This window comes from Actibacterium atlanticum, from assembly GCF_000671395.1.
Classification (GTDB): domain Bacteria; phylum Pseudomonadota; class Alphaproteobacteria; order Rhodobacterales; family Rhodobacteraceae; genus Actibacterium_D; species Actibacterium_D atlanticum.
In genome coordinates this window covers 160,555-180,726 of record NZ_AQQY01000005.1, presented here as the reverse complement: position 1 = coordinate 180,726, position 20,172 = coordinate 160,555, and the positions used below count along the sequence as shown (strand labels likewise).

Annotated in this window: 17 protein-coding genes; 7 read left to right on the top strand and 10 right to left on the bottom strand. The window is 59.4% G+C overall.

Translation table 11 applies throughout. The annotated features are described in order from the left end of the window. Positions 1–15: 15 nt before the first annotated feature. The 3 genes from ATO10_RS09475 to ATO10_RS09465 are packed head-to-tail and all read left to right on the top strand — an operon-like array spanning position 16 to position 3,910. Positions 16–1,227 carry an acetyl-CoA C-acetyltransferase gene (locus ATO10_RS09475; protein ID WP_035250856.1) on the top strand — a complete coding sequence of 404 codons (1,212 nt, stop codon included), beginning with the start codon at positions 16–18 and terminating at the stop codon, positions 1,225–1,227. Beyond that, positions 1,227–1,712, top strand: coding sequence for a cupin domain-containing protein (locus tag ATO10_RS09470; RefSeq protein ID WP_035250854.1), 486 nt, complete (start codon positions 1,227–1,229; stop codon positions 1,710–1,712). The genes ATO10_RS09475 and ATO10_RS09470 overlap by 1 nt, the downstream gene beginning before the upstream one ends. Then, positions 1,709–3,910: a 3-hydroxyacyl-CoA dehydrogenase NAD-binding domain-containing protein gene (locus ATO10_RS09465; RefSeq protein ID WP_035250852.1), complete on the top strand. Its 2,202-nt coding sequence runs from the start codon at positions 1,709–1,711 to the stop codon at positions 3,908–3,910. The genes ATO10_RS09470 and ATO10_RS09465 overlap by 4 nt, the downstream gene beginning before the upstream one ends. Here ATO10_RS09465 and ATO10_RS09460 read toward each other — a convergent pair whose 3' ends face one another. The 3 genes from ATO10_RS09460 to ATO10_RS09450 all read right to left on the bottom strand — a co-directional run bounded on the left by ATO10_RS09460 (position 3,911) and on the right by ATO10_RS09450 (position 5,862). Further along, positions 3,911–4,114, bottom strand: a complete 204-nt coding sequence (locus ATO10_RS09460; RefSeq protein ID WP_081806485.1) for a hypothetical protein — start codon at positions 4,112–4,114, stop codon at positions 3,911–3,913. A gap of 242 nt (positions 4,115–4,356) precedes the next feature. Then, entirely contained in the window at positions 4,357–5,025 is a 669-nt protein-coding gene (locus tag ATO10_RS09455; protein ID WP_162174093.1) for a Hint domain-containing protein, read from the bottom strand. Between the two features lie 180 nt (positions 5,026–5,205). Next, a complete protein-coding gene (locus ATO10_RS09450) occupies positions 5,206–5,862 on the bottom strand; it encodes a sulfotransferase family 2 domain-containing protein (RefSeq protein ID WP_035250851.1) in 657 nt (218 codons plus the stop codon). Positions 5,863–5,964: 102 nt separating this feature from the next. On the opposite strand from ATO10_RS09450, the gene ATO10_RS09445 reads away from it, so the two are divergent. Then, a complete protein-coding gene (locus ATO10_RS09445) occupies positions 5,965–7,602 on the top strand; it encodes an AMP-binding protein (RefSeq protein WP_035250850.1) in 1,638 nt (545 codons plus the stop codon). Positions 7,603–7,679: 77 nt separating this feature from the next. After that, positions 7,680–8,693, top strand: a complete 1,014-nt coding sequence (locus ATO10_RS09440; RefSeq protein WP_035250848.1) for a hypothetical protein — start codon at positions 7,680–7,682, stop codon at positions 8,691–8,693. Positions 8,694–8,744: 51 nt separating this feature from the next. On the opposite strand, the gene ATO10_RS09435 is transcribed toward ATO10_RS09440, so the two are convergent. The 6 genes from ATO10_RS09435 to ATO10_RS09410 all read right to left on the bottom strand — a co-directional run bounded on the left by ATO10_RS09435 (position 8,745) and on the right by ATO10_RS09410 (position 14,416). Beyond that, complete coding sequence (locus ATO10_RS09435; protein WP_081806483.1) at positions 8,745–9,833, bottom strand: SPOR domain-containing protein; 1,089 nt, start codon at positions 9,831–9,833, stop codon at positions 8,745–8,747. 68 nt (positions 9,834–9,901) lie between these two features. Further along, positions 9,902–10,534, bottom strand: a complete 633-nt coding sequence (gene upp / locus ATO10_RS09430; protein ID WP_035250844.1) for a uracil phosphoribosyltransferase — start codon at positions 10,532–10,534, stop codon at positions 9,902–9,904. Further along, positions 10,527–11,513: an adenosine deaminase gene (locus tag ATO10_RS09425; RefSeq protein WP_035250842.1), complete on the bottom strand. Its 987-nt coding sequence runs from the start codon at positions 11,511–11,513 to the stop codon at positions 10,527–10,529. Before ATO10_RS09425 ends, upp begins: the two co-directional genes overlap by 8 nt. Positions 11,514–11,517: 4 nt before the next feature. Continuing rightward, entirely contained in the window at positions 11,518–12,717 is a 1,200-nt protein-coding gene (locus ATO10_RS09420; protein ID WP_035250840.1) for a phosphopentomutase, read from the bottom strand. Beyond that, on the bottom strand, positions 12,717–14,021 hold the full coding sequence (locus ATO10_RS09415; RefSeq protein ID WP_035250839.1) for a thymidine phosphorylase: 1,305 nt from the start codon (positions 14,019–14,021) through the stop codon (positions 12,717–12,719). The genes ATO10_RS09420 and ATO10_RS09415 overlap by 1 nt, the downstream gene beginning before the upstream one ends. After that, the gene (locus ATO10_RS09410; RefSeq protein ID WP_035250838.1) at positions 14,018–14,416 is read right to left on the bottom strand and encodes a cytidine deaminase; all 399 of its coding nucleotides are present in this window, start codon (positions 14,414–14,416) and stop codon (positions 14,018–14,020) included. The genes ATO10_RS09415 and ATO10_RS09410 overlap by 4 nt, the downstream gene beginning before the upstream one ends. Positions 14,417–14,624: 208 nt before the next feature. Between ATO10_RS09410 and ATO10_RS09405 the strand changes: the two genes are divergently transcribed. Further along, the gene (locus tag ATO10_RS09405; RefSeq protein WP_035250837.1) at positions 14,625–16,904 is read left to right on the top strand and encodes an NADP-dependent malic enzyme; all 2,280 of its coding nucleotides are present in this window, start codon (positions 14,625–14,627) and stop codon (positions 16,902–16,904) included. 3 nt (positions 16,905–16,907) lie between these two features. Here the strand turns inward: ATO10_RS09405 and ATO10_RS09400 are convergent, their stop codons facing one another. Next, the gene (locus ATO10_RS09400; protein WP_035250836.1) at positions 16,908–17,801 is read right to left on the bottom strand and encodes a hypothetical protein; all 894 of its coding nucleotides are present in this window, start codon (positions 17,799–17,801) and stop codon (positions 16,908–16,910) included. A 424-nt stretch (positions 17,802–18,225) separates the two neighbouring features. Here ATO10_RS09400 and prpE point away from each other — a divergent pair, with 424 nt between their 5' ends. After that, positions 18,226–20,121 carry a propionate-CoA ligase PrpE gene (prpE, locus tag ATO10_RS09395; protein ID WP_035250835.1) on the top strand — a complete coding sequence of 632 codons (1,896 nt, stop codon included), beginning with the start codon at positions 18,226–18,228 and terminating at the stop codon, positions 20,119–20,121. Positions 20,122–20,172: the final 51 nt, after the last annotated feature.

Sequence of the window (20,172 nt, the reverse complement as noted above, 5' to 3'; positions counted from 1 at the left end):
ATGAGTGAGGCAAAGATGACCGAAGCCTATATCTATGACACCATCCGCACCCCCCGGGGCAAAGGCCGCAAGGACGGATCATTGCACGAGGTGACCTCGCTGCGCCTGTCCGCGCAGGTTCTGGACGCGCTCGCCGACCGTAACGATCTGAACGGCCATGCGGTCGAGGACGTAATCTGGGGCAACGTCACCCAGGTCGGTGAACAGGGCGGCTGTCTGGCGCGTTCGGCGGTTTTGGCGTCCAAGCTGGACCAATCCATTCCGGGCCTCGCGATCAACCGGTTTTGTGCCAGCGGCATGGAAGCTGTCAACCTTGCCGCCAACCAGGTGCAAGGCGGTGCGGGAAGCGCCTATATCGCGGGCGGCGTTGAGATGATGGGCCGTGTGGCCATGGGCAGTGATGGGGCCGCAATTGCCGTCGATCCCAGCCTTGCCATGGAAAGCTACTTTGTACCGCAGGGGATCTCGGCCGATATCATCGCGACCGAATATGGGTTCACCCGTGATGACGCTGACGCACTGGCCGCCGAAAGCCAGCGCCGTGCGGCAGAAGCGTGGGAAGACAAGCGCTTTGATAAATCGATCATCACGGTGCGGGATATCAATGGTCTGCCTATTCTGGATCATGACGAATACATGCGTCCGGGCACCGATATGCAGTCGCTGGGTGCCCTGAAACCGGCGTTCAAAGACATGGGCGAGGCCATGCCCGGTTTTGACAAGATCGCGCTGATGAAATACCCGCATCTGGAGCGCATTGAGCATATCCACCACGCCGGCAACTCCTCGGGCATCGTGGATGGCGCGGCGGGCGTGCTGATCGGCAACAAGGAGTTTGGCGAGGCCCACGGGCTGAAACCCCGCGCCCGTATCCGCGCCACCGCCAAGATCGGCACTGACCCGACGATCATGCTCACCGGCCCCGTGCCCGTGACCGAAAAGATCCTGGCCGACAGCGGCATGTCGATTTCCGACATTGATCTGTTTGAGGTGAACGAGGCTTTTGCTTCGGTGGTGCTGCGCTTCATGCAGGCGTTTGACGTGGACAGCGACCGGGTGAACGTCAACGGCGGCTCGATCGCCATGGGCCACCCGCTGGGTGCCACCGGCGCGATTATCATCGGTACCCTGCTGGACGAGCTGGAACGCACCGGCAAAGGCACCGGGCTGGCGACGCTGTGCATTGCCTCGGGCATGGGCGCCGCCACAATCATCGAGCGCGTCTGATGCCATTGATCGACAAAAGCACATGCCCCGTCAAATCTGGGTCGATCTATCCCGGGAAGCTGGCCGATGAGATGACGGGACGGTCGTCTTTGCGGCTGGGCGATGCCGGAGGATTGACCCAGTTCGGCGCCAATCTGGTGATGCTGGAACCCGGCGCGCTGTCTTCCTTGCGCCATTACCACATGGAACAGGACGAGTTCGTCATGGTCACCCAAGGCACCTGCACCTTGGTCGACGACAACGGCGAACATGAAATGCAGGTCGGCGATTGCGCCGCCTTCCCGGCGGGCGACGAAAACGGCCACCATTTCATCAACAAAACGCAGGCCCCTGCCGCCTTTTTGGTCGTGGGCACCCGTACCGAAACAGAGACCGCATTTTACAGCGATATCAACATGATGGTGAAGATGGGGCCAGATGGCGCCGCGTTCACCCGCAAGGATGGCTCGGCTCTTTCGACCGCCGAGTTGGGAGAGGACTCATGAAAGATTTCACCTACGAAGTGGACGCCGACGGCGTCGCCATCATCACCTGGGACGTGCCCGGAAAGTCGATGAACGTGATGTCGCTGGAGGGATTGGCCGAGCTGGAATCCTGCATTGACAAGGTGCTTGCCGACGACGCTGTGAAAGGTGCCGTGCTGACCTCGGGCAAAAAAGATTTCGCAGGCGGGATGGACCTGAACATCATCGCCAAGATGAAAGAAAGCGCGGGCGACAACCCCGCCAAGGGTCTGTTTGACGGTGTGATGGCTATGCACGCGTTGTTGCGCAAGATCGAACGTGCAGGCATGGACCCCAAAACCAACAAAGGCGGCAAACCGATTGTCGCGGCCCTGCCCGGTACCGCGCTTGGCATCGGGCTGGAAATTCCGCTGGCCTGTCACCGTATCTTTGCGGCCGACAATCCGAAAGCCAAAATCGGCCTGCCCGAGATCATGGTGGGCATCTTCCCGGGTGCGGGTGGCACCACCCGCCTTAGCCGCAAGCTTGGTGCGATGGCCGCTGCCCCCCTGTTGTTGGAGGGCAAGTTGAACGCGCCCAAAGGTGCCAAGAACATGGGCGTGATAGACGAGGTCGTCGCCCCCGACGATCTGCTGACCACAGCCCGCGACTGGGTCTTGAACGCCAAGGATGCCGATATCGTTAAACCTTGGGACCAGAAGGGGTATAAATTCCCCGGCGGCGCACCTTATCATCCGGCGGGTTTCATGACTTTTGTCGGGGCTTCGGCCATGATCAACGGCAAGACCAAAGGCGTTTACCCCGCCGCCAAAGCGCTGCTTTCGGCTGTCTACGAGGGCGCGCTGGTGCCCTTTGACACCGCCACCACGATCGAGGCGCGCTGGTTCACCAATGTGCTGATGAACCCTTCGTCCAGCGCGATGATCCGGTCTTTGTTCATCAACAAAGAGGCCTTGGAAAAAGGCGCGAACCGCCCCAAAGTCGACGACCAGACCGTGCGCAAAGTTGGCGTTTTGGGCGCGGGCATGATGGGCGCGGGCATCACGCTGGTGTCGGCCATGGCGGGCATCGAGGTTGTGCTGATCGACCAAGCGCAAGAGGCCGCTGACCGCGGCAAAGCCTATACCGAAACCTACATGGATAAGGGCATCAAGCGCGGCAAAGCGACGGCGGAAAAGAAAGAGCAGGTGCTGAACCTGATCACCGCCACCACCGATTACGCCGCCCTTGAAGGCTGTGATCTGATCATCGAAGCTGTTTTTGAGGACCCCGCCATCAAGGCCGAGGTCACCGCCAAAGTCGAAGCCGTCACCGGCGATGACTGCATCTTTGCCACCAATACTTCGACCCTACCGATCACCGAACTGGCCAAGGCCAGCAAACGGCCCGAACAGTATATCGGCATCCACTTCTTTAGCCCGGTGGAAAAGATGATGCTGGTTGAGATCATCAAGGGCAAAGAAACTGGCGATGTCGCCGTGGCCAAAGCTCTGGATTACGTCCGCCAGATCCGTAAAACGCCAATCGTGGTGAACGATGCGCGGTTCTTCTATGCCAATCGCTGCATCATCCCCTATCTGAACGAAGGCATCCGCATGGTCGCCGAGGGGATCGCCGCACCGCTGATCGAGAACGCCGCCAAGCTGGTTGGCATGCCTTTGGGTCCGCTTCAGCTGACCGATGAAACCTCGATTGATCTGGGGGTCAAAATCGCCAAAGCCACCAAACAGGCCATGGGCGACGCCTATGACGATGGCGCGGATGAGGTGATCTTTAAGCTGTTCGATGAAGAACGACTGGGTCGCAAATCCAGCGCTGGGTTCTACAGCTATGATGAGCGTGGCAAACGCACCGGGCTGTGGGGCGGGTTGGCCGAAAACTGGCCGCTGACCAAGGATCAACCCGAGCTGACCGAAGTCCAGCACCGGTTGCTTTTCAGCCAAGTGCTTGAAGCCGTGCGCGCGCTGGAAGAAGGCGTGCTGGAAGACATTCGCGAAGGCGATGTCGGCGCGATCCTGGGCTGGGGCTTTGCGCCATGGTCTGGCGGGCCGTTCAGCTGGCTCGACATCATCGGCGCAGCGCGCGCGGTGCAGATCTGTGACGACCTGACCGCAAGGCACGGTGCGCGGTTCACCGCCCCTGCCCTGCTGCGCGAAATGGCCGACAATGGCGAAAGCTTTTATGACCGCTTTGGCCCAGAGGCCGAAGCTGCAGCCTGATTAGTGCTGAACGGCGGGGGCCATCGCATAGCGGCGGGCCCAGCCCTCGGCGGCGGTTTCCGCCGTGCACCATTGGCCTTCGCGCGCCACCCAAACGGTGTCATAGGCATCGGCGTGCACTGTGATCATGCCCGGCTCGGATGTGACAGGGGTTGCGCTGATGATGTTCAGGAAAAGGGCCAAAGCCTCGGGTGGGATGCACATGGGATTGCTCCTGTGGCTGTCGAGGGCAGCTGCCCCCGGGTGGACCTCCCATGTCTTAGTGGGTCATAGCATATGACATATCGGCCCCGGCCCCACGCACCGGGGCTTCTACATCGTCAAAACAAGGGCGCGACGGTATCTCGTGCGCAGAAATGCGGCACTGTTGCCTTGAATTTAGCCATTCCAACGGCAAAACGCGGCCCTTGAGCCGCGTTTTACTTAGCCGTGGATTCGAGATTGGCTTAATGCACCGCCTGTGGCGCGGGGCGTTCAGCCGGGCGAGGCTCTAGATCCTGCACAATTGCCTGAGCCTGTAAGATATCCAAAACCTCATAGCTTCCCGAGCGCGTCATATCACCGCCAAGCGCCGCCGGACACAACACCAATGCCGACCCGTTCACGAAAACCACTTGTTCTTGTTCAAAATGCAGGGTGATGACCTCTTGTTCCATCTGCGGCGCGCGGCGCGCAATGCCCAGCCGACCTTCCAAGGCGCTGGCTGGGATCAACGCAAAGGGATCACCACTGTATTCCTCGGCCAGATCGGACTCTACCATGACCGTTTGATGCGGCATCAAGGTGAACTCTGCCTCGTTACCCAGCGCGCCAGCAGGCACCCAAAGCGGCCAATCCGTGCGCGCGCCGATATTGTGCGCATCGTCCAATACACTGCGGCGCAGCTCGGTGATCGGTTGCAGCCCGGCATCGAAGGTTAAAACCATATCTCCGGGGCAGAGATTTTCTACGGCGCACCATCCGCGATTGGTTGCCACCTGGGTGCCCACGGCAAGGCCGATTGGTGCTCCATAGCGGTAACGGTTCTGCTGTGCAGAAACACCAGCGTCCCATGCGCCGGTTGTCGACTCTGACATCCGCGCAGTAGACCGGCCACGGGTGGACTTCCAACTCATAAACATCGCCGCATTCCCTTCGTCCATTTACACCGCTGATCTTGTTGCGGTTGCTTTAAGGTTAATGAAACGTGGCGAAGGGTCGTCAATTCGGCGCAAATCCGTCTGAAATGTGGCATTGAGGAGGCGAAAGTGGACAATTCCGGCAAACCGCCGCCAGAGTTTCCCCTGTCGGGACAATCAGGGCGTGTTGTCGAAGCGATAGCCAAACCGCGTGATGTCGGACTCGCACAGCTGGTAAACCACGCGCGCCGATTCGTCAGAGTAGTACCTGCGGTAATCCCGCTTGCGGTCCGATTGATTGACCTTGGGTAAGGTCAGAGCAAACCCAAGGTGCGCTTCAAGGGGTTTTGCATCTGCAGAAAAATCTTCCAGTTTTATAAAGAGGTTACAGTGCTCTTGCCCATCTGGCCCTTGCACATATTGGCCATAGCTTTCCGCCGCGAACGCCGCCCGCGTCTGGGGGTGATTTAGGAATTCTTCAAAGGGCAGGCTTTGCGCCAGTTTGACCGACGGATGACTAAAGCTTTGGACTTGCAGCCAGTGATAGTAACTGACCATCCGATCCCAAGGGTTGCGCACAAGGGTGAACACAAACAGCTGATCAAGCTCTTCGGTCGAGACCAGCCCAATTATGTCGCTCAGGGTAGAGTGCTTCCACAATCTGCCTGCCGTCTGAACGTCTTTCAATCGACGCTTTCGGCGCTTTGCCTTGGGCGTATCACCAATAAGAATGTCATCTGCTTTGGCGCGATCTTCCAGCGCAAGCGCTAAAGAGGTCCCGCCAGTTTTGGGAATATGAACAAATATGTAACGCCGACCATGAGAGATAATCATGATCGCACTCTATCTTTTGAAAGAAACGCTCAATAGCCCCCTTTTCATTCCGCGTGCAACACGCCAAACTTTGGTCCCATAGACATTTGGGGAGGAATGGCTATGGGATGGCTGGTCGATGAAACCGGTTTGGAAAAATGTGCGGCAAACCATGTTGCGTTGTCGCCGCTTTCATTCCTGAAACGTGCCGCAGGCATCTATCCGCATCGCGAAGCTTTGCTCGACCGGTCCCGGTCGTTCACCTATGCGCAGATGCTGGCCCGCGTCACGCAGCTGGCTTCGGCGCTTGCCAAGCGCGGCGTGCGTCCGGGGGATGTGGTTGCCACGCTGTTGCCCAACATCACCGCTCAGGTCGAGGCCACTTGGGCTGTGCCAGCCTGTGGCGCGGTTTTGAACACGATCAACACCCGGCTAGAGGTCGAAACCGTCCAGTACATCTTTGAACATGCCGGGGCGCGCGTGGTTCTTGTCGACAACTCTTTGCTGCCCATCGCCGAAGCCGCCATTGCCCGCATGGACGCCCACGATGTCCCTCTGATTATCGAAGTCGCTGACCGCGAAGCCGGATTTCAGCCCGATGGCCGTCACCCCGAATACGAGGAATTCCTGGCCGAAGGTGACACCGGTTTCGACTGGATCCAGCCCGAGGATGAATGGGAAAGCATCGCCATCAATTACACCTCGGGCACCACCGGGCGCCCAAAGGGAGTCGTTTATCATCACCGGGGCGCCTATCTGGCGGCGATCGGCAATATGATGTCCTGGAATATGCAGCGTCACCCGCGGTATTTGACGATCGTGCCCCTGTTCCATTGCAATGGCTGGACGCACACGTGGATGATCCCGGCCGTCGCGGGCACGGTCATCTGCTGTCGCGATGTGACAGCCAACAATATCTACCATGCGATCTCAGTAGATGGCGCCACGCATTTTGGCGGCGCGCCAATCGTCCTGAACGCCATCGTCAACACCACCGAAGAAGAACGCTTGCCGTTTGACCATATCGTGCAGGTGTTCACTGCTGGCGCGCCGCCCCCGGCAGCAACCCTGGCCAAGATCGAGCCTCTGGGTTTCAACGTCACGCAGGTCTACGGATTGACCGAAGTATATGGCCCCGCCACCGAATGCACCTGGCAGGACGACCTTTGGAACGGTGTGGAACCGGCCGAACGGGCCGAAATCAAAGCCCGCACCGGTGTGGCCATGCCCGTGCTGGAGGGCGCGACCGTCATGGACGAGCACATGAACCACGTTCCCCACGATGGCGAAACCGTCGGTGAAATCATGATGCGCGGCAATATTGTGATGAAAGGCTACTATAAAAACCCGGCTGCGACTGCCGAGGTCTTCAAAGACGGCTGGTTCCACTCGGGCGACATCGCGTTTCAGCACCCAGACGGCTACATCAAGATCACCGACCGCGCCAAAGACATCATCATTTCCGGCGGCGAAAATGTCAGCTCTGTCGAAGTCGAGGGGGCCTTGATGCACCACCCCGCTGTCGAACTTTGCGCCGTGGTTGCCAAACCAGACGAAAAGTGGGGCGAAGTGCCCTGTGCCTTTGTTGAATTGCGTTCTGGCGCCAAGGCGACCGAAGCAGAGCTGATCAAATTCAGCCGCGAACATCTGGCCGGGTTCAAAACTCCAAAGCGCGTTGTCTTCGAAGACCTGCCCAAAACCTCAACCGGTAAGATCCAGAAATTCGCGCTGCGCGAACGAGCGAAAACCCTTGCGGATTGATCGCACCCCATTGTTTCACCCTTTGGTTCAGGGCTATCATGCAGCGTTGAGGACATAACGGGCAGGATAAGCCGCGCATGACGGCGCTTTCACAGTTTGATCGGCTAGAGGCCCCCGGCCTTTGGCGTGACACCGAGGACACGCAGCGCCGGGATGTGATCATCTCGTTTGGCGATGCATCTTTGGTGATCAGTGACCAGAATGAAACCGCTTTGACCCACTGGTCCTTGGCAGCGGTGACGCGCCTGAACCCCGGCGCACGACCGGCCCTGTTCAGCCCGGACCCCGACAGCGAAGAGACGCTTGAAATTGACGACGAGGTGATGATCGGCGCGATCAACAAGGTCAGCGCTGCCATCGAACGCGCCCGCCCCCATCCGGGGCGCCTGCGGGTGTGGCTTTTGGGCGGGGCGGCATTGGCCGTGACAGCGTTGGCAGTTCTGTGGTTGCCCAACGCCGTGCGACGTCACACGGCCTCGGTTGTTCCGGCGACAATGCAATCAGACATCGGCGGGCGTTTGCTGGGTCACATCACCCGGATCAGCGGCGCGCCCTGTCGCGCGCCTGAGGGACGTCAGGCGCTTTCCGTACTGGGCAGCCGTGTCTTGAAACGCGCTGACGCTGTGGTCGTTGTACCGGCAGGCGTGGCGCAGGCCGTACATCTGCCGGGCGGCGCGGTGGTTCTGAACCGCGCGATCATCGAAGACTATGACGATGCCGATGTTGCCGCCGGGTTCATTCTGGCCGAAGACGCCCGCGCCGCGCAAAAAGATCCGATGCTGGATTTGTTGGATCATGCCAGCTTTTGGACCAGCCTCAAGCTGCTTACGACCGGAAAACTTTCAGACGACGCCCTGCAAGCCTATGGCGAGGCTTTGCTGACCCGCGCGCCCACCCCCGTAAACGACGAAGCTCTGTTGGCGCGCTTCACGCAGGCCAAAGTGCCCTCAACCCCTTACGCGTATGCGCTGGACGTGTCCGGTGAAACGGTTCTGGGGCTGATCGAAGCGGATCCGATGCGCGGCCAATCACGGCCCCCGGTCTTGTCCGACAGCAACTGGGTGCGGCTGCAAGGGCTGTGCGGCGAATAGAAAACGCCCCGCCGATGAAGGACGGGGCGCTGTCTTAGAACCGGGAATTTGTTAACGCACAAAGGCGTCCCGGTACCCTGCCTTACGGACCGCGCCCAGCGCGGAATTCAGTTGCGAGCTTTTGACAGGCCCCGCGAAAATCACATCAACCGGTTTGCCCTTGATCTTGGCCTTGGAAACCCGCACCGGCAATCCCATCGCCTGAAGACGCTGGATCGTGGCCTTGGCATTGCGCGGGTCGCCGTAAGAGCCAACCTGGATCAATCGCGCAGATGTGGTCGCCTTTGTCTTTGGAGTCGGGGTCGCCAGAACGCGTTTTTTCTGAACCACCACCTTTGGTGCCTTGGGCGCGGATTTGGTGGAAACGCGTGCAGCCAAGGATGGCTCTGGGCTTGCCGCCACACGGACGCGAGGAACGGTCTGGCTCCAGACCTGATTCATCGCGGCTTCGCCCTGCGCCGTGCCAGTACCCCGGTTCGGGTTCAGCCGGTCATCGCTCCAGGCCACTTTATACCCTTTAGGGACCTGCGGGGCAGGCAATCGTGCCACCTGCCGCGTCCCATCGGGCGCTAGCAACGCGCCACTGTCATAGGGGCTGACGGTTTGAGGGCCGCAGCGTGCGCCGCCGTTAATATAACGCTGTGACAGCTCTGATGCGCCAGGGCAGACAACACGTTTCTTTTGCTGCGGCACGACCTTTTTCTTGATGACCTTCTTTTGGGTCGGCGCGGCGGGTGCCGGGGCTGCTGCCACCGGTTTGCGCACGACTTTCTTGATGGTCTTGGTCTGGGGCGCGGGTTTTGCCACGGTTTGGGTCTTGGCCTTTGGTGCAGGCTTCGCAACCGTCTTGGCGGCCGCGGCCTTAGGCGCCGGCGCTGCCGGTTTGGCCTTGGCAAAGGTTGGCCGGAACCCACACATGACGTCACGCCCGCGCGTCACGCGCGGCACCCAACTCACCTGTCCGGCATAGCCCGCGCGAATATACACGCAGCCTTTGCTGTCTACATACTGATCAGACTTATAGCTGGACGGAGGTAGCTCCGCCGGGCCATCGTCTTTCCTTAGGGTCTGCGCCTGTACGCCAACAGTGGCCATAAAGACCACCGTCGCGGCGAGGGCGCCCCGTTTTACTGCTCGCATCTGTGCCCCCACACATGATTAGGGCAACCATGCAGGTTCCGTGCGAATCAGTAAAGGGGGAAATTACCTTATTTTGTGCCGAACATACGGTCACCCGCATCCCCTAGCCCAGGGACAATATATCCATGGTCATTCAGCTTTTCGTCTACAGATGCTGTGACGATTGGCACGTCAGGATGGGCCTCTTGCATGCGTTTTATGCCTTCTGGCGCCGCCAGCAAGCACAAAAAGCGAATATTCGTGGCCCCTGCTTTCTTCAGCAAATCAATCGCCGCAACCGAGGAATTCCCTGTTGCAAGCATCGGATCCACCGCGATCACCATTCTGTCATCAAGGTGTTCAGGGACTTTGAAATAGTACTGAACCGGCTCCAGCGTCTCTTCGTCGCGGTACAGGCCGACAAAACCGACCCGCGCCCCGGGAACCAGTTCAAGGATCCCATCCAGCAAGCCGTTGCCCGCCCGTAGGATCGAGATCAGTGCCAGTTTCTTGCCCGCCAGAACCGGCGCGTTGATGGTCTCGATCGGCGTTTCGATCCGGCGGGTTGTCATCGCAAGTTCGCGGGTGACCTCATAGGCCAGCAACTGCGAGATTTCCCGCAGCAACCGTCGAAACTCGGCACTGGGTGTGTTTTGGTCGCGCATCAGGGTCAGCTTGTGCTGCACAAGCGGGTGATCCACGACAGTCAATGGGTCAATCATCTGTCTGCTCCAGTTTCTTAAGCACCCGTGCACGGGTCTCTGTGTCACAAAACGCGGCATGGGCCGCGACAATATTGAAGTCTCTAAAGCTGTCTTCATTCCAGCCAAAAGCGTCAGCCAGCCGGTCGTATTCGCGGGTCATCGTGGTATGAAAGAACGGTGGATCGTCGGTTGAGATCGTCACCTTTACCCCGCGCTCGCGCAGCCGTTCGATTGGGTGGTCCTGCCAGTCGGGGTACAGGCCCAACGCGATATTCGAACCCGGGCAAACCTCTAGAACGATTTCGCGCTCTGCCAGATGATCTACCAACGCGTCATCCTCTATGGCGCGCACACCGTGACCAATCCGTTCGACCCGCAGGTCGTCCAAAGCATCGCGTATGGATTGCGGGCCGCCCCATTCTCCGGCGTGGGTGGTCAGGCGCAAACCTGCCTCGCGCGCGCAATCAAACGCCCAAGCGAAGTCACCCTGCTTGCCCGACTGTTCATCGCCGCCCATGCCAAAGCCGGTGATGAAATCCCCCGCCGTCTCGGCCGCGCAAAGCGCGGTTTCGCGCGCCTTTTCCGGCCCAAAGTGGCGCACGCAGGTCACCACCGCGCGCAGAATAATCCCCATCTGCGCCTCGGCCTGTGCGGCGGCCTCCTGAATGGCGTGCAGGTATTCGCGCCAAGCAGACAAATCCCGCCCGCCGCAAAAGTCGGGCGACATAAAGCTTTCGGTATAAATCACCCCATGCGCGGCGCTTTCTTCCAACACGGCAAGCGTCAGGCGGTGGTAATCTTCAGGCGTGGTCAGGGTAGATGTCGCAGCCTCATAGACCTTCAGAAAATGCCAGAAATCCTTGAATGCATAGCCGCCATCCGGCGCGAAAACGCCGGAAATATCCATACCCTTTTCCTGCGCCAATCCACGGATGAAAGCGGGCGGGGCCGCGCCTTCCAGATGCGTGTGCAGCTCGACCTTGGGCAGTGACTTCAACGTTTCACCCTTCCTTGATTGGCGAAATCGCCAAATGATCAGCAACCAAGTTTGCAACCTCACTAAACCCAACCCGCCCCAGAGCGCGCGCGCCCACGCCATAGCCCAAAACCGGCACGCGTTCCCGGGTGTGGTCAGTGCCGCGCCATGTCGGATCATTGCCATGATCTGCGGTGAAAAGCATCAGATCACCGGGGCGCATTTTGTCAAACAAACTGGGCAGTTGACGATCAAACCATTCCAGCGCCCGGGCATAACCTGACACGTCGCGGCGATGCCCGTAGAGGCTGTCAAACTCGACGAAATTGGCAAAGGTCAGGCTCCCGTCTTCGGCACTGTCGACCAGATCAGACAAGTGGCCAATCAGTTCGGCATCCGTTCCCTTTCGGACATCATCAATCCCCTGCATTGAGAAAATGTCCCCGATCTTGCCCACGGCGTGAACTTTGCCCCCTGCCGCCTGCACCCAGTCACAGACAGTCGGCGCGGGCGGCGCAATCGCATAGTCATGCCGGTTTTGCGTACGTGTGAACCCGGTTTCGGCATCGCCGACAAAGGGCCGCGCGATCACCCGTCCAACGCGCATAGAATGTAGAAAAGGTGCAAGCTCGCGACAAAGCCGCAGAAGGTTTTCCAACCCGAAATGGTCTTCATGAGCGGCGATCTGAAACACGCTATCGGCCGAGGTATAGCAAATCGGCCAACCTGTTGCGCAATGTTCGGCGCCCAGTTGGGCAACGATTTCAGTGCCCGAGGCATGGCAATTGCCCAATGTTCCATTCGTGCCAGCGATTTTTTGTACCTGCGCCACCAGATCGGGCGGGAAACTATCCTGTGTATCGCGGAAATAATGCCACTCCCAGGGGACCGGCACGCCTGCCAGCTCCCAATGGCCCGAGGGCGTGTCCTTGCCCCGGCTTACTTCGGTTGCGCAGCCCCACAAACCATTGTGCCGCACCCCCAACCCCGGCACCGACATGCCCGAAGCCAGCTCAATCGCCGCGCCCAGACCCAGCCGGTCCAGCCTTGGCAGCCGCAACGCACCCGAGCGCCCTTCTTCGGCTTCGCCGCGCGCGCAGGCCTGCGCGATATGTGCCAGCGTGTTGGCACCGGTATCCGGCACGCCTTCGTTGAAAAACTGGTCCGCGTCCGGCGCTCCGCCACAGCCAACGGAATCCATCACAACCAAGAACACCCGCGCCATCACGCCACCTTCTGATAGATCAACGGCAGAGAGGTAACGGGCGCGGTGCCAATTGTATAGGCCGCCCGGACCATCGAAACCGCCCGTTCGGCCGTGGCCTCATCCGCGGCATGAACCATCGCCAAGGGGGTGCCCGGCCCGATCTCCTGCCCAATTTCCGTCAGCTCTGACAGACCGACCGACGGATTTATAAGGTCGCTTTGGCGTTTGCGCCCGCCACCTAGCTCGACCACGGTCATGCCCAACGCGTGGCCATCTATACGTTGCACAATGCCGGCTTGTGCCGATGCAACCGCTCGTATCACCGGCGCGGCAGGCAAGCGATCCGCCCAACAAGTTAAAAAGTCAGTCGGGCCACCCAAGGCGGCGACCATCTGCCTGAATTTTTCCGCCGCTGCTCCGCTGGACAAGGCTTTTGCAATTGCAGCTTCGCCCGCGACAGCATCATCGGCCAAACCGCCCAGCGCCAATACGGCGCCGCCCAAGGCGCAGGTCAACTCTGTCAACCGCCCCGTTGCGGTACCGGTCAGCGCCTTCATGACCTCGATCACCTCAAGCGCATTGCCCGCCGCGGGCACGACGGGCTGGTTCATATCGGTGATCAAAGCAATGGTCGGACATCCCGCACCCTTGGATGTGCGCACCAGACTACGCGCCAGTCGCTCGGCATCGGCCATGTCTGTCATGAACGCCCCTGACCCGGCTTTGACATCCAACACCAGCCCGTCCAGCCCTGCGGCCAGCTTTTTTGACAGGATCGAAGCCGTGATCAAATCAATGCTTTCGACCGTGCCCGTCACATCCCGGATCGCATAAAAGCGCCGATCGGCAGGGGCGATGTCGCGCGTCGTACCGACGATGGCGCAGCCAACCTCACCCACCACGCCGCGCAGACGTTCGATGCCCACCTCGGCGTGATAGCCGGGAATGGATTCCAGCTTATCAAGCGTGCCGCCTGTATGGCCCAAACCGCGCCCTGAAAGCATCGGTACATATGCGCCACATGCGGCCAGCGCCGGGGCCAACATCAGCGAAACGCAGTCACCCACCCCACCCGTGGAGTGCTTGTCCAACACCGGCCCCGGCAAATCCCAGTGCAGTATCTCACCGCTGTCGCGCATGGCCTTGGTCAGGGCAATGCGCTCGTCTTCTTCAAGACCATTCAGCACCACCGCCATGGCAAAAGCCGCCGCCTGAGCATCCGATACTTCTCCCGTTGCCAGACCCTTGGCAAACCACGTGATCTCGGCAGCACTTAGCAAGGCCTGATCGCGTTGTTTGGCAATGATCTGAGCGGCGTTCATCCCGGGGTCTTGTCCATATGGTCTGCCCCGAAAGCACCGGGCAGCAAATCTGATACCGTCACGGTTTTGTTGACGCCATCGGTGGTGGCCATCGTGACCTCGACATCGCCCGCAGCGAATTCTGCCAGTTTTTGGCGACACCCACCGCAGGGCGGGACCGGGGTCGGGCTGTCGGCAATTACCGCAACTTTGACGATTTTGTATTCACCTGCCGCGCACATCGCCGCAATCGCGCCCGCCTCGGCGCAGGTGCCTTCGGGGTAGGCAACGTTTTCAACATTGCACCCCACATAAATCTCGCCGCTTTCCGTTTGGATCGCAGCACCCACCTTGAAATTTGAATAAGGTGCGTGAGCCTTCTCGCGCACGTCGCGTGCAGCTTGCAGTAACAACATCGGCGAACCTCCTGTTCTCAATCTGCGGAGCAGAGGCCCCAGATGCAAGCCCGACCTGCGCCTGAGACGCTGGGTATGCCGACCTTGGGAACAATCCACCATTGTTGGCGTAAACATGGTACACAGGCTTGCGGCAGCTCTGAACCCGGCGTATGGGAGTGTCAGGGAACTAATTCAGCCATTAAACCAATTTTTTCGGGAGGGGAAAATGGACAACCAGAAAGCCAAGAGCAACCGTGATGCGGCGCTCCACTACCATGAAAACCCGCGCCCCGGGAAACTGGAAGTGCGGGCGACCAAGCCGCTGGCGAACGGACGTGATCTTTCTTTGGCTTATTCCCCCGGCGTGGCTGAAGCCTGCATTGAAATCAAAAATGCTCCAGAAACCGCAGCAAAATATACGGCGCGGGGCAATTTGGTGGCCGTCGTCAGCAACGGAACGGCTGTTTTGGGATTGGGAAACATCGGCGCCCTGGCCTCTAAACCGGTGATGGAAGGCAAGGCCGTCCTGTTCAAAAAGTTCGCCAATATAGATTGCTTTGATATTGAACTTAATGAAAGTGATCCCGAAAAACTGGCCGAGATTGTTTGCGCGATGGAGCCCTCTTTTGGTGCCATCAACCTCGAAGACATCAAAGCGCCTGACTGTTTCATCGTCGAAAAGATTTGCCGTGAGCGGATGAACATTCCCGTTTTCCACGATGATCAGCACGGGACCGCCATCGTGGTCGGCGCGGCCGCGACCAATGCTTTGCACGTCGCTGGCAAAAAGTTCGAAGACATCAAAGTCGTTTCTACCGGTGGCGGCGCGGCGGGCATCGCCTGTCTGAACATGCTGCTGAAGCTGGGTGTAAAACGTGAAAACGTGTGGCTGTGTGACATTCACGGACTGGTCTACGAAGGCCGTACTGAAGACATGAACCCGCAGAAGGCCGCCTTTGCTCAGAAATCGGATCTGCGGACTCTGGACGAAGTGATCGGTGACGCTGATCTGTTCCTTGGCCTGTCCGGGCCGGGCGTTTTAAAGCCTGAAATGGTCACAAAAATGACCGACCAGCCGATCATCTTTGCGCTGGCAAACCCGACGCCCGAAATCATGCCCGAACAGGTGCGCGAAGTCGCCCCTGACGCAATCATTGCCACTGGCCGGTCGGACTATCCCAATCAGGTTAACAACGTGCTGTGCTTCCCGTTTATCTTCCGCGGGGCGCTGGACGTCGGCGCAACCGAGATCAACGACGCCATGCAGGTAGGCTGTGTCGAGGGCATCGCCGCCCTTGCCCGCGCCACCACCAGTGCCGAGGCCGCAGCCGCCTATAAAGGGGAGCAGCTGACCTTTGGTTGTAACTACCTGATCCCCAAACCGTTTGACCCGCGTCTTATGGGTGTGGTGGCCAGCGCCGTCGCCAAAGCTGCAATCGAAAGCGGTGTTGCCAAACGCCCGATCGAAGATTTCGAAGCCTATAAAGAAAAGCTGGACGGCTCGGTCTTTAAATCCGCGCTGATCATGCGCCCGGTCTTTGCCGCCGCAGCCAAGGCCGAACGCGACATCGTGTTTGCCGAGGGCGAGGACGAACGCGTATTGCGTGCCGCGCAGGCAATGATCGAAGAAACCACCGACCACCCGATCCTTGTGGGCCGTCCCGATGTCATTGCCCAGCGTTGTGAACGGGCTGGTCTGACCATCAAACCCGGCACCGACTTCCGTATCGTGAACCCGGAAAACGACCCGCGTTATTACGACTATTGGAATGAATATCATAAGCTGATGGCGCGGCGGGGTGTCACGCCCGATCTGGCCAAAGCGATCATGCGCACCAATACCACCGCGATTGCGGCGATCATGGTGCATCGTGGCGAGGCAGACAGCATGATCTGTGGCACCTTCGGCCAGTATCTGTGGCACATGAACTATGTTCGTCAAATTCTGGCGCAAGGCGGGCTTCACCCCGTCGGCGCGCTGAGCTTGATGATTTTGGAAGATGGGCCGCTGTTCATTGCCGACACCCATGTTCACCCCGAACCTACGCCCGAGCAAATCATGGAGACCGTGATCGGCGCGGCGCGCCATGTGCGCCGTTTCGGGATGGAGCCAAATATCGCCCTGTGTTCACACTCGCAATTCGGCAATCTGGACATCGACACCGGCCGCCGGATGCGCGCCGCCCTTGAACTGTTGGAAGCCACCGAGCCTGACTTCTCATTCGAAGGCGAGATGCATATCGACAGCGCGCTGGACCCAGAATACCGCAACCGGATTTTCCCGGATGCGCGTCTGAATGGGCCGGCCAACGTGTTGGTTTTTGCCAATACCGACGCGGCCTCTGGCGTGCGCAACATTCTGAAGATGCGCGCGGGCGGGCTTGAAGTGGGGCCCATTTTGATGGGCATGGGCAATAAAGCGCACATTGCGACGCCTTCGATCACAGCACGTGGCCTGTTGAACATGTCGGCCCTCGCAGGTACGCCCGTCGCCCACTACGGCTAACCTCTATTCCAGCAACTCGAGCCGGTCGCTGAACACCTGAAACCGCTTGGCACAGGGTTCAGCACCGACCAGCCCGCAGGCCCCGCCGTGCAAATTCAGGGTGATTTGCCCTGACCCATCTGCAGACAAACCATGGATATTGCTGCGTAAAACCCGCACGTAGCGCCCGTTGTCCTGTCCGATCCAAAGCGAATGCAAGCAGCCCGCCGAGCCGCAGACCAGCGACGGCGCGTTCAGACAGGGCACAGCCCCGTGATTGACCAACAGGTCAATCGGGGGGATGCCGTCGGCATCGACCTCGGTCACGAATCCCTCTTGCGGCGCGCCTGGGGTGGTGCCCGCATCGCGACATTGTTCTGCCATCTCAAGACGCACCGCAGCTTGAGGATCATCCCGCGTGCGCCGTTCAAGATCACGCGCGGCAAAGTCAGGCAGGGGGCACGCCGCCAAAGCCGCATCAATTGCTTTGCTGGATCCTCTAAGCGACACAGGCCCCTTGGCGCCTTTCAACACCGGTCCCATCCAAAAGATCGCCTCGGCCCGACTACCGGCTTTCAGCCGGTCCAGCCCCGGCAGATGCCGCTCCTCGAATGGGGCGAAAAACAGCCCTACTTCCCCAGCCAACAGGAATTCGATCGCCGGAAGCAACTGCCGTGACACGCTAAGGTTCAAACGGATCTTGTTGGCCTCGGAAATTGTGGAATGCTCAAGCGCGTTCAGATGGAACATCAGATCGCCACCTTCAACACAGCCCAGCTCAAGACAGTACCGCCCATGGCTGACCTGTCCGCAGGACATCGCGCTGTGACTAAGAATCCGGCCGGGTGCATCAAACGCCCAATCAGCCAAAGCCATGTGTGGGAATAGGGAAATCAAGAATGCAAAGAGAAAACGCATGGGGCCACTCCGAAATAGATTGATTCAATCATTTAATCTTACGCCAATTCTACGTGGAATTCTCGATTTATTCGCCGCACAGCGATGGGCAGACCCTCAAGAAAGCCCCGCAAGGCACTGCGCGAAGTGAGCGGCAAAACGCAAATTCTGGCGCCTTTACCGCCCACGGAGGCTTCTTGCACATGTCGACCCTTGCAGGAACGCCCGTAGCCCATTACGGGTAATATTCAAATCTCTGCACAGAATCGCAGCGTACTCCTCCACACTGCGACGCGGATGATTTCGAGCATGATTGCACCAGGGACTCCGGATGGCGATCCGAAGGGCAGGTGCGGTCGCGGTGCTGCTATGCGCCGATGGTTTTGATGTCGCAGGAGCGTCGGGCCTTGCCCGGCTGATTTGCCTGCCACGGAGGAGAATACACATGTCGTACGCCGACGTTTATGCCGGTTGGAAAGCGGACCCCGAAGGTTTTTGGATGAAAGCCGCCGAGGAGATCGATTGGGTCAAGAAACCCTCCAAAGCACTGTTTGACGACAACGCCCCGATTTATGAGTGGTTTTCGGATGGCATGGTCAACGCCTGCTACAACGCCGTTGACCGCCATGTCGACAATGGCCGCGGCGAACAAACCGCCATCATCTATGACAGCCCGATCACCCACTCCAAGCGCGAGATTTCTTATATAGAGCTGCGCAATCGTGTGGCCTCTTTGGCGGGCGCTCTGCGTGCCAAGGGCGTCGAAAAGGGCGACCGCGTTATCATCTATATGCCGATGATCCCCGAAGCGCTGGAGGCCATGCTGGCCTGTGCCCGCCTTGGCGCCGTGCACTCCGTGGTATTTGGCGGTTTTGCGGCCAACGAACTGGCCGTGCGGATCGACGACGCCAAGCCCAAATGCATCATCGCGGCCTCCTGCGGGCTCGAGCCGGGCCGCGTGGTGCACTATAAGCCGCTGCTGGATGGGGCGATTGAACTGTCAGAGCACAAGCCTGACTTCACCGTGATTTTTCAGCGTGAACAAGAGGTTGCGCAGCTGGAGGAAGGTCGTGACTATAACTGGCATGGGTTCCAATACGGTGTTGAACCGGCGGAATGTGTGCCCGTCGAAGGCAACCACCCGGCCTATATCCTGTACACATCAGGTACCACCGGTCAGCCCAAGGGCGTCGTGCGCCCGACTGCGGGCCATCTTGTCGCGCTGAACTGGTCGATGAAGAACCTGTACAATGTTGATCCGGGCGATGTGTTCTGGGCCGCGTCGGACGTCGGTTGGGTTGTGGGCCACTCCTACATCACCTACGGGCCGCTGGTGCATGGCAACACCACCATCGTGTTCGAGGGCAAGCCCGTGGGCACCCCCGACGCAGGCACCTTCTGGCGCGTGATTTCCGAGCATAACGTCAAGAGCTTCTTCACTGCCCCCACGGCGTTCCGTGCGGTAAAACGTGAAGACCCGATCGGCGAATTTGTTGGCAAATACGACCTGTCCTGCCTGAATGCCGTCTATCTGGCCGGTGAGCGCGCCGACCCCGACACCATCACCTGGGCACAAGACCAGCTGAAAGTGCCGGTGATTGACCACTGGTGGCAGACAGAAACCGGCTGGGCCATTGCCGCCAACCCGCTGGGGATCGAAGAACTGCCCGTGAAACTGGGGTCGCCGTCGGTGCCGATGCCCGGTTACAATGTGCAAATTCTGGACGAAGGCGGCCACCCAATGGCCGCGGGTGAACTTGGCGCGATTGCCATCAAACTGCCCCTGCCCCCCGGCACGCTGCAAAACCTCTGGAACGCCGAAGCGCGGTACAAGAAAAGCTATCTTGAGCACTTCCCCGGCTATTACGAAACCGGCGATGCAGGCTATATCGACGAAGACGGTTACGTTTACATCATGGCGCGCACCGATGACGTGATTAACGTCGCGGGGCACCGCCTGTCGACCGGCGGTATGGAAGAGGTTCTGGCCGCCCACCCCGACGTCGCCGAATGCGCGGTGATCGGCGTCTCCGACAAGCTGAAAGGTCAGATGCCCATGGGCTTCTTGTGTCTGAACGCGGGCGCAGGACGTGACCACGGTGATGTGGTTAAAGAGTGCGTCAAAATGGTGCGTGATCAGATCGGCCCGGTGGCGGCCTTTAAGCTGGCCACGGTGGTGGATCGCCTGCCCAAAACCCGTTCGGGTAAGATCCTGCGTGGCACCATGGTGTCGATCGCCGATGGTAAAGATTACAAGATGCCTGCCACCATCGACGATCCGGTCATTCTGGATGAAATCACCGACGCGCTGAAGGCCATGGGCTATCCCGCGGCGGGCTAAGCCCTGCGCGTTTGAACACCGCTCTGACCTGTCTGAAATTACAGGTTGGAG

Coding starts and splice junctions, on each gene's coding strand:
- ATO10_RS09440 (WP_035250848.1), top strand. CDS start 7,680: ATGACGGCGCTTTCACAGTTTGATCGGCTAGAGGCCCCCGGCCTTTGG.
- ATO10_RS09400 (WP_035250836.1), bottom strand. CDS start 17,801: ATGCGTTTTCTCTTTGCATTCTTGATTTCCCTATTCCCACACATGGCT.
- ATO10_RS09410 (WP_035250838.1), bottom strand. CDS start 14,416: ATGTTGTTACTGCAAGCTGCACGCGACGTGCGCGAGAAGGCTCACGCA.
- ATO10_RS09475 (WP_035250856.1), top strand. CDS start 16: ATGACCGAAGCCTATATCTATGACACCATCCGCACCCCCCGGGGCAAA.
- upp (WP_035250844.1), bottom strand. CDS start 10,534: ATGATTGACCCATTGACTGTCGTGGATCACCCGCTTGTGCAGCACAAG.
- ATO10_RS09470 (WP_035250854.1), top strand. CDS start 1,227: ATGCCATTGATCGACAAAAGCACATGCCCCGTCAAATCTGGGTCGATC.
- prpE (WP_035250835.1), top strand. CDS start 18,226: ATGTCGTACGCCGACGTTTATGCCGGTTGGAAAGCGGACCCCGAAGGT.
- ATO10_RS09445 (WP_035250850.1), top strand. CDS start 5,965: ATGGGATGGCTGGTCGATGAAACCGGTTTGGAAAAATGTGCGGCAAAC.
- ATO10_RS09435 (WP_081806483.1), bottom strand. CDS start 9,833: ATGCGAGCAGTAAAACGGGGCGCCCTCGCCGCGACGGTGGTCTTTATG.
- ATO10_RS09420 (WP_035250840.1), bottom strand. CDS start 12,717: ATGGCGCGGGTGTTCTTGGTTGTGATGGATTCCGTTGGCTGTGGCGGA.
- ATO10_RS09405 (WP_035250837.1), top strand. CDS start 14,625: ATGGACAACCAGAAAGCCAAGAGCAACCGTGATGCGGCGCTCCACTAC.
- ATO10_RS09415 (WP_035250839.1), bottom strand. CDS start 14,021: ATGAACGCCGCTCAGATCATTGCCAAACAACGCGATCAGGCCTTGCTA.
- ATO10_RS09465 (WP_035250852.1), top strand. CDS start 1,709: ATGAAAGATTTCACCTACGAAGTGGACGCCGACGGCGTCGCCATCATC.
- ATO10_RS09455 (WP_162174093.1), bottom strand. CDS start 5,025: ATGAGTTGGAAGTCCACCCGTGGCCGGTCTACTGCGCGGATGTCAGAG.
- ATO10_RS09450 (WP_035250851.1), bottom strand. CDS start 5,862: ATGATTATCTCTCATGGTCGGCGTTACATATTTGTTCATATTCCCAAA.
- ATO10_RS09460 (WP_081806485.1), bottom strand. CDS start 4,114: ATGTGCATCCCACCCGAGGCTTTGGCCCTTTTCCTGAACATCATCAGC.